Genomic DNA, 12,863 nt, shown 5'->3' with positions numbered 1-12,863 from the left:
TATGGTGGTTATGTTTGGTTGGTGATGTAATTTTGTGGTGGATACTTTTTGGTGTTATTGAATCTGTTCGCTTGATTTGTTGTCTTTGAGATAAATTCCGTTACAAATCTTATTTATTGCTGAGATTGCATTTGTGCTTTAAAGCAGTTTATAACACCTATTCGTTTACTGGGTAAATCATGCTTGAATGGGATCTAAAAGGAAGAAGAATGAAAGCTTTGTTTGAGAGAACTGAAACAGAAAATGAAATCGTGATCGTTCAACAACCCTATATGTTGTACTTAATCTTGGCGGTACTGGTTTCTGGGTGGGTGTCGAGTACAAATCAAGATGTTGATTGGTTAGTGTTTGCTTCTGGTACCGTGTGGTTTGCGATGATCTTATTTGTCGTCTGGAATGTAAAAACGATTTTTAAAACCAATAAAGAAATTGCGAGAGCCATGAAGCGCGGTGATGTGAGCATATCTGGATCTCGCTTGAGTTTTAAAAATCCAGTGACATTTAAAATTAAAAAATAGAGTGGTGTTCAACAACGGATACGTGCCAGTGGTTTTATGAGTGCGAGCAATGCCACCAACGATGATAACTGAAAGAAGGGATTGTTGTGTGTTGTGCTCCTATGGCACGTTGCCTTGTTCATCCATACAACTCAAAGAGCTTCGAACTTTTAAAAAGGCATAGAGAAAGTCTTGAACGATCTGAATGAGGTTGCGATATATCGAAGAGGAAAGGGCTACTGAGTTAGTAAGAAAGGTTTTGATTACTTAACTCAGTAGTCGTCGAGAGCACATTTATTGTCTGATAACGCCAAATTATTCAGTGTGATAAGAGACTGTTCAAGTTTTACATCACTGTCGCAAGCCACTAACGAAATACGGATAGCGTCAATATAATCACCTTCGGATACGCAGAAATGTTTGCTGGCATTAACGGTAATATTGGCTTTTTTTGCCGCGACATAAAACTGGTTAGCATTCCAATGTGTTGGCAACTCTGCCCAAACATGAAAGCTGTTGGGTTCTCGGTGTAAGGCAAATTGCGTTAAACAACGTGTTGCTATTTGCTGCCTTTTGGAAGCACTGTTTTTTTGATATTGCGCCAATTCAAAAGCTTGCCCACCTTCTATTAAGCGGGAAGCCAGTTCAAACATTAATGGCGGGGGCATCCATAAAGAAGCCCTTGTCATCACATTCATTGTTTCCACCCATAGTTTTGGTACAACCATATAAGCACAGCGTAGCCCTGGGCTAACCGCTTTAGATAAACTGGAAAGATAAAAGCACTGCTCTGGAGCAAGTTGACTGATGGCTGGTAAACGAGCTGGGTTAAGAAATGCGTAAATATCATCTTCAATGAGGTAAATATTGTGTTTTTTGATCACTTCTGCTGTTTCATGCCGACGTTGGGCTGGCATGGTGATTCCACATGGGTTCTGATGAGAAGGGATCACAACCGCTGCTTTGATGTTCTTTTCTATAATAGCTCGCTCTAATTTTTCAGGGCAGATACCAGCATGATCTAGCCCAATCCCAACTAAATTGATTCCTAATTGCTGTGCGATAGAAATAATGCCTGGGTAGGTAAAGGTCTCTACCGCCACAGAGTCGCCAGGCTCCACTAGCTGCTGTAGCAGGCTGAATAATGCATTTTGAGCACCATTGGCAAGCAACACTTGTTCAGGGTTGATGTCTATTTCAGTGTAGTGTTGGCACCACTTTATGCCTGCTTGCTTATGAATATCGTGGCCGCTGTTTTCAACGTACGTATCAAAAAGGCCATGTGATTTTTCTTGGGCGATTAAGGCTAACTGGTGGTTTAGTAAACTGTTTTGTCCCACGTTTATGGGCTGCAAAATGGATAGATTCGCTTCACTATGCTCTTTGTTGGCCAAAATTACATCAGTAATGGAGGGCGGTTGTTTAACAAAGGAGCCTTTGCCAATAAAAGATTCAATTCGCTGCTGCTTAATTAATTCTTGGTAAGCCTTAGAAACGGTGACTGTGGTTGTTCCGTAGCGCTGGGCGAGTTGACGGTGTGTGGGTAGCTTCTGGCCTGTTTTTAATACTTGAGTATCAATTTGTTGTGCGATATCAGCAGCAATACGCAGGTATTTAGGGGGCGGCATACATAAACTCAACGAATGGGCGTAAGCGTTTAGTTTATGAGAATTTGGCTAAAGAGTGTATGAGTATCATTAATGTGTCATCAAAACTTTCGATCTTTGTTGTGGTGAGTTCTTTCTAAGTCCCTTCTTTTATTGTTGTTTTATTTATTTTTTCTCACTTAATTTATATGACTATAATTTCATGTGAAACATGTATCTCACCCTGCTTATTTATGTTAATACTAAATAAGAATCAGGTGTGTTGAACACGACAGAGGATGATTGCGATGAACATGCACAAAGTTGGCATACGAGGAAAACTACTACTCCTTTCATTAATCCCTTTAATAGTTGCTCTAATGAGTACGTTAACCGTTGTACTTTGGTCGGAGTACAAATTGGTTAATGAAAATATTGAGCAATTTCGTACTAAATTGATTGATGAGCGCAAACAAGAAATGAAGCGCTCGATTGAAATTGCAGTAGGAGTAGTAAACGCGCGAGTACAAGAAAGTACAGCGCCTAATGAGCAGTTAGAGTCGGTAAGAAAAACACTACGAGATGTACGCTTTGGTGGCTCCGGTTATTTTTATATTTTAGATACAGATGGTTATATTTTATTTCATGGGCTTAAACCGCACCTAGAAGGTGAAAATCAACTCCATATGACGGATCCTAGCGGTAAGAAAATCGTGGTGAGTTTGATTGATACAGCATTGAAAAGTGATGGTTTTACGACTTATGTCCATAAAAAACCCAACACAGAGGGGCTGGTTGAGAAAATCAGTTATATCCAGAAGATCCCAGGTAAAAATTGGTTGATTGGTACGGGTGCGTATGTGGATGATATCGAAAGAGACACAGAGCAATTCCGAGCTGAAGTCATGGTTGAGTTTAACCGTGGTATTAAGCTGGTTGCTGGGCTGATATTGGTGGTAATTGTGCTATCGGTGACCGCAATTGGCTTTTTTGTTAAGCGTATTGTTAAGCCTATCCATGGCATGGTACACACACTGGATTATGTGGCTGAGGGGGATTTAACACGTCGCTTTGAAGTAAGAGGTGGGGATGAAATTGCGCATTTAGGTAATGCGTTGAACCACTTTATCTCTCAGCTTCAAAAAAGCATTACTGATGTGGCGAAGACGACTCAGGTTGTGTCTCAGTCTGCGGGACAAATCAGTAACCAGACTCAGCAGGTTGTAGACCAATTAACCATCCATAACAACGAAACTGATCAGGTGGTCACGGCGGTAACAGAGATGAGCACCACCGCTCAAGTCGTGGCTGAAAATGTAAGCTTGGTATCTGATGCGACGAATAAAGCGTCTGATGATGCTTCCTTAGCTCAAACGAAAGTGGTGAGTTCTGTCACTTCTATGCAAGAACTTGTTGGGGAAATGAGCAGAGCGTCTGAGCATATTCAATCGCTACGAGAGCAGTCAAATAGCATCAATAATGTATTAGGTGTGATTGGAGATATCGCGGATCAGACAAACCTGCTTGCACTCAATGCGGCCATTGAAGCAGCCCGGGCTGGTGAGCAAGGCCGTGGATTTTCTGTGGTTGCTGATGAAGTTCGTACGCTTGCAAGCCGAACCCAGCAAAGCACCATGGAAATTAAAGAAATGCTGGATGAGTTACATCGCTTAGTTAACCATGCGGTGGATGGGATCAGCAACAGCCATAATACGTCGAATCATGCTGTGGAAGCGTCTGATGAAATTGCGGTGAGTATTTCGTCGGTGGCAGAAGCAATTCACCGTGTTAATGAAATGGCCATTCCTATTGCAACGGCGGCTAACCAACAAAGTTCGGTAGCAGAAGAAATTAACCGTAATTTGGTAGCGATTCGTGATGTTGTTAGTAGCCTTACGTCAGCAGGCCAAGAATCTGCAGAAATTGCACAGCTTCTGAATGAATCAGGCACTCAACTTAAACATTTAGTTGGGCAATTTAAAGTATAAATAGTCATTTCAATCTTATAAAAATGGCAGTTATTATACTGCCATTATTTTTAAATATAATTTTATATACTCATGAAAAGAATGAATCTAAGATTGGTTTTGAATTCTTTTTCTATATAAAGTGGTAATTTTAGTTATGTAGAATTATATCTATTATTGAAAAATTAGGAGAATATCACTGTTTATCATTTATAAATAATGAGAGTGTCTAATTATCATCACAGAGGTAGAGATGAAATAAGGGGCAGTTCATAAATATCGATCGTGACCTTGACCAAGATCCTAATTTACGATACTTATTAGATTAATAAGTTCATGTAATCTAGGTATTTGTTTTGAATGAAATTAATACTAAATCAATAGAAATTCCTGAGTTATTGACATCGGGCTGGCAGACAATGTTGGATCTGGTATCAGAAGACGAACAGATCCCAGCCTCTTTAATTATGAGATTATCTGAAAGTACCATTGATGTGTTTGTAACGAGTAATTCACTCTATAATCCTTATTTCATTGGTGACAAAGAAGCGTTAGGGAAAGGGCTATATTGTGAAACGGTTATTTCCACTCAATCGAATTTACTGGTTGAAAATGCGCTTAATGATGAGCAGTGGTGCAATAATCCAGATACCAATTATGGAATGATTTCCTATTTTGGGTGCCCGATATGCTGGCCTAATGGAGAGCCTTTTGGGACGATTTGTGTTTTAGACAGTAAAGAAAATAAATATAGTGAAAAGCTATATAAAAACTTGAACTTATTACGATTAGCTATTGAAGCGAATTTAAAATCTTTATATCAGCTGAAGGTTATTGAAGCGAAAGATAAACACTTATCGAGAGATCCGAGCTTGATGTAATTCAAATTAAAGAATAATTCTTATTCAGAACATTTACGTTTTTTGTTTTAAGAGCTGTTCCATCGTGTCTTATTTTTGAGCATGCGGTATTGCTTTACCATACTTCCCCTTCCGATCTATCTTCCTTCCCCTTTCCCTTACTTAACGGTTTGTTAGCTTGCCTCTCTGCGATCTCCATATAATAGGCCAAGAGGGCAGCATAAAGGTGATCTTCCTTTAAGTTTCTTTATGTCTTTGAATTGGAGCGAAATGATACAACACTTAATGGAGTAATTAAGATAAAGTGAAATAAGGAGAATGGGTGACATAAAGAGGTACGTAGATGCCTGCCATTCATCCTAAATAGACATAATTAAAATGGATTTCATCATGAAAAAAGAAATAACTATTTCAGCGCTTGCGGCAGAACGTATTTTTGATGGGGAACAGTTTCATACTCATTCGGCGTTAGTGTGGGATGAAAATAAAATTGTTGGCATTGTCCCTGTTGATAATTTGAGTTCAGATATTAATTGTATCGATCTTGGTGATTGTACTATCGCGCCGGGGTTTATTGATTTACAAGTCAACGGTGGTGGTGGAGTGATGTTTAATCAGTTTCCAACGCCGGAAGGTATCCATACCATCATGCAAGCTCATCGCCGACATGGCAGCGCTTACTGTTTACCTACTCTTATTAGTGACACTATGGAAACCATGGCTGACGCATTAAGTGCAGTACAGCAAGCCCTCGAAGATAAACAATCAGGCATATTGGGTGTGCATTTAGAAGGGCCATGGCTCAGTAAGGAGAAAAAAGGTGCTCATGATCCACGGCATTTTTTTGACCCTAAAATACAAGATCTCGCGTCTTTACCTTGGTTAACACAAGGGGTCACATTAGTGACTCTTGCGCCGGAAGAAGTGAATAACAGAGCATTGAAATGGTTAAGTGAACAAGGAGTCATTATTTCTTGTGGTCATAGTAATGCTGATTTTGATGTCATTAATCGTGAAACCAAATCTCATATTCATGGCTTTACTCATTTATATAATGCCATGTCGGCGCAACAAGGGCGGTTTCCCGGCGTAGTTGGTGGAGCGTTAAGTAACGATGGGGCGTGGTGCTCAGTGATCGCCGATGGTTTTCATGTCCACCCAAACAATATTTTAATGGCGTTACGTAATAAACCGAAAGGGAAGTTATTCATTGTTACCGACGCTATGGCATCGGTGGGCAACCCGAAGCAAAATTTTGTGCTAAATGGCAATACCATTACGTTAGATAACGGTAAGTTAATTGATCGAAATGGTAATTTGGCTGGCGCGCACATCGGTATGGATGAGTCAGTAAATAACTTAATTCATTGGGGAGTGGAAGAAACAGAAGCGTTGAAAATGGCTTCCACGTATCCAGCTTATGCCATAGGCATGGAAAAGGAGCTAGGTTATTTAAAGCCAGATTATCGTGCTTCTGCGACGGTGTTAGACGACAAAGGTCAAGCTAAAGGCGTGTTGGCGGATGGAGAATTAATGCTGTTTTAGTTTTGTTTACGAATAGAAAAGCCACCTTTTAATAGCATACAGTAAAAAGTGGCTTTTTATTGATAAGTAATGTTAGTGGGTAGCGACTATTAAGCGTGTGGTTGACGTTTACGCCAAACACCAAAGCCGAGCAACCCTATTCCAAATAATGCCAAAGACGATGGTTCAGGTATTAATATGGCGGCGGGGCCATAAATATGTATCGCACCTGCAATGTCATCGGCTTGTGGCCCGCGGAAGGCTTCCGAGATGAATGGGTTCATCAGAGAATCAGGAACGGCAGTATGATCAAGTCCAATAGAGTGGCCAATTTCGTGAGCAGCCACTTGGAAGATATCAAAACCTGGCCCACCAAATCCTATTTTCCAGAGTTCATCAATATCAAAGTGTAAGTCCCCAGCGGCTGCGCCCCCATTTTCTGGCGGGAAAAAGGCATGAGCTAATGTGCCAAGAGCGCCATCAAAAACATGTCCGGTTATACGAATATCAACGGCATCTGCGCCGACATCGAGCCAGCCAACGCCAGGATCGGCAACTTCGATAAAGGTGAGGTCAGCAACCGCAGACCACGCATCAAAAGCCGCAATAATTTCATCTTTAAAGCCTACTGGCATGAAGGTGGCGAGATCCACACTGGTTCCAGCGCCTGCATCTGTTGTTAGGCCACTTCCCATTAAACTCCATGTTATGGTTGCACCTGTACCAAATACGGGTGATCCCCATTTACCTGGAATCGTAGGGCCAACTACAAAGTCAGAGCTGATTGGAACGGACCAAGCTGGTGTGGTGAAGAGGTAGCCATTTAATAGTACCGCTAAAATAACTAGTTTTCTTTTCCAACTCATCTACGTGCCCTCTGCATAGTATCGTCGGGAGGTGCTGAGCAATAGATATTCACATTGCTAATCACCTAAGGTGTCCGTTTTAGGTAAAACGACAAACGTGATGATCAAGCACTAATTACGCCAAAGGGCATAGTGTTATTATTATTAAAGAGTTAAAGAAATAACGGTGTTAAAAAGGGCGTCTAATTCTTCGAAATTGTAAAATAAGCTGACAAAAATCCGTTGGCGACCTCTTTTCGTGCTCTACAGATACTTGGAATATGATCAGCTACACTTGGATGCATTAGCTCGAAATGAGTCAATTACGGTAAATAAACCGGAGGCTTTTCTTCTATGTTGAATGGTTTTAAAAGGTGGTTATGGTCTGGTTTACTTTTATTTAGCGTAGAGGGGCATGCCATGTGGGCAAAAATGACCGAGGCTCAGTTGCTCGAATATTCCCAGTTAATTATCACGGGAGAGTTTCTTGGTGAAAGTGAAATACGCGATCTAACAAAGATCGGCACTGTTAACTTAGGGGTGATTCGTGTTGATAAAATATTGAAAGGAAAAGTAGAAGGCACATTGGTTTTTCTTGCTCTGCCATCTGGGGAACAACCAAAAGCCAGTAGTTCAATTAATTATTCTGTGGGTACAAAAGGGCTTTGGTATTTAAGGCACCGCAGTGAAGGTGACACTATTTACCTTGCCGATCACCCACAGCGCTTTGTTGATGAAGCCGAAGCGAGTGAATGCATTATTCGTTTACAGCAACAGCTCACAAAATAGCGGTTAAGTGAACTCAGGATCAATGAACTGTAAAGTTTACTGACACTCACGCTTCAATAAGTGCATAAGTACGGCCAAAAGGCTACGTAATAGTAGCCCGTGGGAGAATTGTTGTTAATCCTGCTGCTTTATTTGTTTAGGCTGCACATAACGTTCGACAATCGCTTTTAGATTGTCAGGCTGTAAAGAGGCGTAGTAAGCAGTAACATTGATCATATCCTGAGTGGTTAAATGCTGAGTTTGTGCTTGCATGCCCCCGCTGCGAGAACGTGATTTATACGTCGATGTCTTTCACCATTTTCTGTAAGAGCGAAATCATTTGATCTTGCTCTTCATCGTTTAATGAAGACAACGCCGCTTCGTTAATTTGGGTGGGTAAATGGATCAATTTATCCTTCAGAGCGCGGCCTTCATCCGTTAAATAAATACGAAATGAACGGCGACTGTTAGGATCATCTTGGCGTTCGACTAAATTCAGCTTCACCAATTTATCTATGGTTCGGGTGGTAGTGGAGCTTTCCACTTTGGATTTTATGGCGATTTCTCGCTGGGTGACGCCTTCTTCTTCCCATAAACACATTAATGTTGGCCATAGCGCAATGGAAAGGCCATGCTCTTTTAGGCCAGCATCAAGTTCGTTTTTGAGTTTGAGGGCCACGACATTGATAAGCCAGCCCAAACTTTTTTGACGATCGAATGAAGTACTCATTATTTTGATTCTTTCTTGGTTGTGATTAGGGAGAATATGCGTAGGCACTGTCTATGTTTGGCACTATAAGGGATAAGTCGATGATAAGCCATATCAAATCCCTCTCGCTTATCACGCTACGCCCGATGCTTTTAACAGGGTGAATACCCCACCAACACAGGCTAATAAACAACTAAAGGCGAGTCTTTTTTGTTTAAATTTCGGCTCTGTAATGCCTTGTTGGTGAGGCTGCTTTCCGGTAAACATGGCCTTAACCAAGGGGATTCGTTTGAATTTGTAAAACAAAATCGCAAACAGATGGAAGCCAATAAGCAGCAGTAACAAGCGAGCCCCTAAACCATGAAGCAGCCCAATAAGCGCGGTGTTTTCCAGAATGAAACTATTGTCACTGAGCCATGCATCGAATACCCCCATTAAAATGAAACCAGTAAGGCATTGGGTAAATAAGCACAGTAGCATGGTGATGATCATCCAGCCGCCAGCAGGGTTATGGCCAACGGTGGTTTTTCTTTTTCCTTTCAAATAACGCCACACGGAAGCCGGAGAGGCCAGAAACTGACTGAATCGGCTGGTGTCACTGCCAATGATCCCCCAACTTAATCGCCATAAAAGCAACATAAATAAAGCGATACCAATGAGTTCATGTGGCCCATTACCGCTAAATCCAGACACTAACAAAACGGTGCAAAAAAGGGCTTGTAGCCAGTGATAAAGCCTTGTTGGTAAGTCCCATACTTTCATTGTTTTTTCCTCTTACGATAATGTTGGTAGAAATAATTTACACTGCAATTGTTGCTCAAGCAATAATTGCAGTGTAAATTAAATGTAAGTCAGCAACCAATGATGGTCTTAAAACCAAAATGCAAAGAGGATTGAACATGAACCAACAAACCGCACAGGCACATTCATCAGAAACGATACACAGAAAAGCAGTAATGGCTTCGATGGTTGCACTAGTTACTCTCGGTGCTTTGTTCTCTACGGTGGCATCGGCTGCTGAGAACTTATCCAGTGAAAAGATCATTAACGCACGTCAGAGCCATTTCGAAACCATAGATAAAAACATGAAGCAACTAGGAAAGGCATTAAATACAAGCACGCCTGATTGGGTAAACGTTCGTGTTCTCGCTGAGCAAAGCCAGCAAGCCGCCAGTGGTTTAAAAAACGCGTTTCCTCAAGGCAGTGAAGACGGAAGCCGAGCAAAATCAGCCGTGTGGAGTAAACCAACCCAATTTAATCGTTTAATGGCAGAGATGGATCAAGGCTTTACCGAGATGCTGGTGGCGGTGAATAACCAAGACAGCCGCTCAGCTCAGCAAGGGTTAAAGCAAGCGGGGGCTACCTGCAAAAGCTGTCACCGCCAGTATCGCTCATTGTGGTAATGGCTTTATCTATTTTTATTGTTTAAAGAGGAACAACAGATGACTAAATTGATCATGAAACGCATTCATAAAACGGCGGCGGTGACAGCCTTTTTATTAATAGTCTCTTTTTTCACCAGCAGCGTAGTGGTGGATGTTTTTGGCAGCCATGCGGATATTGCCGCAGTAAAACAAACGATTTTATACAGTGTGGGCGCACTGATGCTTGCCATGATGGCCACGGGAATAAGTGGCGCTAAGTTGTATAAAGGCAAACTTAGTGGTGTGTTTTTAGTGAAACAAAAGCGCATGAAAATGGCAGCGGCAAATGGCCTGTTGATTTTATTGCCAGCGGCAGTGGTGTTAGCCAACTGGTCGGCAGTGGGGCAGTTTGATTCGTGGTACTGGGCGCTGCAAGGAATTGAGCTACTGGCTGGCGCGACCAATGCCACGTTACTGGGGCTGAATATTCGTGACGGGGTTCGTTTAGGCCGTAAGAAAAAGCTATCTTCGTCAATAAACTAGATCAAACTAAGTACACAATTTTACTTTATTGTATACAATAATTCCGAGCAAAGGGAATTCCCCCTCCAATATTCTAAGAATTTAAGAGGCAGCAATGAAATACAAAGTGTACTTGTCGGGCGAAATACATTCAGATTGGCGAGAGCAGCTGATCCAAGGGGCTGAAGCCAATCAACTACCCATTAAATTTTACTCAGCGGTGACGGATCATGAACTTAGTGATGCGGCAGGAGACGTGCTAGGAGAAGAGAGTGATAATTTTTGGCGTGATCATAAATCCGCTAAAGTGAATGGGATTCGTACCAAAACGTTAATTGAAAAGAGTGATATCGCGATCATTCGATTTGGTGATAAATACAAACAGTGGAACGCTGCTTTTGATGCTGGCTACTGTGCCGCTTTGGGAAAACCTTACATTACTCTGCACAGCGAAGCGTTAGTTCACCCACTGAAAGAGGTTGATGCCGCTGCAATGGCGTGGGCAAAAACACCAGAGCAAGTACTAGAAATATTAAAATACGTCATTAGTGCTAAATAAACTCAGCATAAACTTCGGCTAAATGGCACCAATAAACTGACTTACGATGGAGTAGAGCCAGTTTATTGGTAAACAGTGGCCAGTTGAATTTTGTAACTATAAACCCAGCCACTGTATTTTACTTTTCAGGCGCTATTTTTAAGTATTATCGCCATTTACTCGGCAATTTTAGTTAACAAAATACGGCAGTTGTTCTTCTGTTAAAGCGCTGTCGGTTGAGAAATTTTCGTGCTTAGTTACGTTGCTGACATTCCAGTTTGTTAGATCTTGGGAGAAAACTTTTGCTTCTTTAAACATGAGTTCCATATTCGTAACATTAGAGGTGTCCCAATGGCCAATATCTTGGTTGAATGTAGGAGCGCCACTAAACATACTATCCATTCTTGTTACGTTAGAAGTATCCCAATGACCAATATCTTGGTTAAATGCATGAGCCCCTCTAAACATGCTATACATCTCTTTTACGCTAGAAGTATCCCAGTGGCCAATATCTTGGTTGAATGCTTCTGCGTTTGAAAATATCCAAGACATGTTTGTTACGCTAGAAGTATCCCAGTAACCAATATCTTGATTAAATGCATGAGCCCCTCTAAACATGCTATACATAGTTCTCACGCTAGAAGTATCCCAGTAACCAATATCTTGGTTAAATGCTTTAGCCTTACTAAACATGAGATACATATCTTTTACACTCGACGTATTCCATCGGCTAATGTCTTGGTTAAATGCTTTAGCTCCATTAAACATAGCAGTCATGATTACCACGCTAGAGGTATCCCAGTGGCTAATGTCTTGGTTAAATGCTTTGGCTCCTTCAAACATACTATGCATGTTTGTTACCCTAGAGGTATCCCAATGACCAATGTCTTGGTTAAATGCTTCAGCTCCAGCAAACATACTATGTATGTAGGCAACATTAGCGGTATTCCAACGGCCAATATTTTGGTTAAATGCCTCAGCACCCATAAACATCTCAGACATACGTGTCACATGAGATGTGTCCCAGTCGCTAATATCCGCATTAAATTCTTTTCTGTCTTCAAATACCTTACTCATGTCTGTGACTTGGCTGGTACAAAAGCGAATATGCCCCTGTTCTAGGTTATCTAATAAGGTTTTGTTTTTAATTAGAGTGTTATCCACCACCACATACACACGGCCGTTTTCAAGTACAACGGAGTTGACTGGGGCATCTGGGCATTTTACAGAGATATCACGGGCATAGGCACCGCTGCTGGCAAGCAAAGCCGTACCAAGAAGAAGAGGGGTAACTGACGTTGAGGGTTTCATAGTATTTCCTAGTTTTTCTGTGACAATGAAAAAGGTAATTAGTGGTTGAACAGAGGAAGGGACTCTGGTGTAAGGGCGCTGTCTTTAGCAAAATGTTGGTGCGTAGTAACACGCAGCACGTTCCACGACGACAAATCCTGATTAAAGCGCTTCGCCCCTTTAAACATGTCATTCATGTTGGTCACGCGGGAGGTGTCCCACTGGCTGATGTTTTGATTAAAGTATTCGTGTTTGGCAAACAGCTCGCTCATGTCTGTCACCTTTGAGGTGCACAGCTTTATGTTGCCATCAAGAAAGTTCTGCCAGTAATCGGGGTTACGAATAAGCTGGTTATTCACCACCAAATACAGTTGTTCGTTGTCAATCATGATG

General features: G+C 41.5%; 15 protein-coding genes. 8 read left to right on the top strand and 7 right to left on the bottom strand.

Going from position 1 to position 12,863, the window contains the following annotated elements; translation table 11 throughout:
* The first annotated feature begins 209 nt into the window (after positions 1-209).
* Positions 210-518, top strand: a complete 309-nt coding sequence (locus MHO82_RS15360) for a hypothetical protein (RefSeq protein ID WP_239184990.1) — start codon at positions 210-212, stop codon at positions 516-518.
* Positions 519-769: 251 nt separating this feature from the next.
* Here the strand turns inward: MHO82_RS15360 and MHO82_RS15355 are convergent, their stop codons facing one another.
* Positions 770-2,125, bottom strand: coding sequence for a PLP-dependent aminotransferase family protein (locus MHO82_RS15355; RefSeq protein ID WP_239184988.1), 1,356 nt, complete (start codon positions 2,123-2,125; stop codon positions 770-772).
* Positions 2,126-2,391: 266 nt separating this feature from the next.
* Between MHO82_RS15355 and MHO82_RS15350 the strand changes: the two genes are divergently transcribed.
* From MHO82_RS15350 to nagA, 3 genes are all read left to right on the top strand, one after another.
* Positions 2,392-4,071, top strand: coding sequence for a methyl-accepting chemotaxis protein (locus MHO82_RS15350; RefSeq protein WP_239184986.1), 1,680 nt, complete (start codon positions 2,392-2,394; stop codon positions 4,069-4,071).
* A gap of 335 nt (positions 4,072-4,406) precedes the next feature.
* Entirely contained in the window at positions 4,407-4,931 is a 525-nt protein-coding gene (locus MHO82_RS15345; RefSeq protein ID WP_239184983.1) for a hypothetical protein, read from the top strand.
* 381 nt (positions 4,932-5,312) lie between these two features.
* Positions 5,313-6,455, top strand: coding sequence for an N-acetylglucosamine-6-phosphate deacetylase (gene nagA / locus MHO82_RS15340; protein ID WP_239185189.1), 1,143 nt, complete (start codon positions 5,313-5,315; stop codon positions 6,453-6,455).
* Between the two features lie 89 nt (positions 6,456-6,544).
* On the opposite strand, the gene MHO82_RS15335 is transcribed toward nagA, so the two are convergent.
* Positions 6,545-7,300 (bottom strand): matrixin family metalloprotease, encoded by a 756-nt coding sequence (locus tag MHO82_RS15335; RefSeq protein WP_239184981.1) that lies wholly within the window; start codon positions 7,298-7,300, stop codon positions 6,545-6,547.
* Positions 7,301-7,699: 399 nt separating this feature from the next.
* Here MHO82_RS15335 and MHO82_RS15330 point away from each other — a divergent pair, with 399 nt between their 5' ends.
* Complete coding sequence (locus tag MHO82_RS15330; protein WP_239184979.1) at positions 7,700-8,068, top strand: hypothetical protein; 369 nt, start codon at positions 7,700-7,702, stop codon at positions 8,066-8,068.
* 114 nt (positions 8,069-8,182) lie between these two features.
* On the opposite strand, the gene MHO82_RS15325 is transcribed toward MHO82_RS15330, so the two are convergent.
* The 3 genes from MHO82_RS15325 to MHO82_RS15315 all read right to left on the bottom strand — a co-directional run bounded on the left by MHO82_RS15325 (position 8,183) and on the right by MHO82_RS15315 (position 9,518).
* Complete coding sequence (locus MHO82_RS15325; protein WP_239184977.1) at positions 8,183-8,320, bottom strand: hypothetical protein; 138 nt, start codon at positions 8,318-8,320, stop codon at positions 8,183-8,185.
* 22 nt (positions 8,321-8,342) lie between these two features.
* Positions 8,343-8,777 (bottom strand): MarR family transcriptional regulator, encoded by a 435-nt coding sequence (locus tag MHO82_RS15320; protein WP_239184975.1) that lies wholly within the window; start codon positions 8,775-8,777, stop codon positions 8,343-8,345.
* Between the two features lie 111 nt (positions 8,778-8,888).
* Complete coding sequence (locus MHO82_RS15315) at positions 8,889-9,518, bottom strand: cytochrome b/b6 domain-containing protein (protein WP_239184973.1); 630 nt, start codon at positions 9,516-9,518, stop codon at positions 8,889-8,891.
* A gap of 137 nt (positions 9,519-9,655) precedes the next feature.
* Here MHO82_RS15315 and MHO82_RS15310 point away from each other — a divergent pair, with 137 nt between their 5' ends.
* The 3 genes from MHO82_RS15310 to MHO82_RS15300 all read left to right on the top strand — a co-directional run bounded on the left by MHO82_RS15310 (position 9,656) and on the right by MHO82_RS15300 (position 11,201).
* Complete coding sequence (locus MHO82_RS15310) at positions 9,656-10,159, top strand: cytochrome c (RefSeq protein WP_239184971.1); 504 nt, start codon at positions 9,656-9,658, stop codon at positions 10,157-10,159.
* 39 nt (positions 10,160-10,198) lie between these two features.
* Positions 10,199-10,663: a hypothetical protein gene (locus tag MHO82_RS15305; protein WP_239184969.1), complete on the top strand. Its 465-nt coding sequence runs from the start codon at positions 10,199-10,201 to the stop codon at positions 10,661-10,663.
* A gap of 94 nt (positions 10,664-10,757) precedes the next feature.
* Entirely contained in the window at positions 10,758-11,201 is a 444-nt protein-coding gene (locus MHO82_RS15300; RefSeq protein WP_239184967.1) for a YtoQ family protein, read from the top strand.
* Positions 11,202-11,369: 168 nt separating this feature from the next.
* Here MHO82_RS15300 and MHO82_RS15295 read toward each other — a convergent pair whose 3' ends face one another.
* Both MHO82_RS15295 and MHO82_RS15290 read right to left on the bottom strand, forming a co-directional pair.
* Complete coding sequence (locus MHO82_RS15295; RefSeq protein ID WP_239184965.1) at positions 11,370-12,491, bottom strand: BspA family leucine-rich repeat surface protein; 1,122 nt, start codon at positions 12,489-12,491, stop codon at positions 11,370-11,372.
* A gap of 38 nt (positions 12,492-12,529) precedes the next feature.
* A partial coding sequence (locus tag MHO82_RS15290; protein WP_239184963.1) for a DUF285 domain-containing protein occupies positions 12,530-12,863 on the bottom strand: 334 nt, incomplete at its 5' end.

Source organism: Vibrio sp. Of7-15, from assembly GCF_022347565.1.
Taxonomy (GTDB): domain Bacteria; phylum Pseudomonadota; class Gammaproteobacteria; order Enterobacterales; family Vibrionaceae; genus NORP241.
Note: the sequence above shows the minus strand (reverse complement) of the source record. Positions and strands in the feature narration are given on the sequence as shown.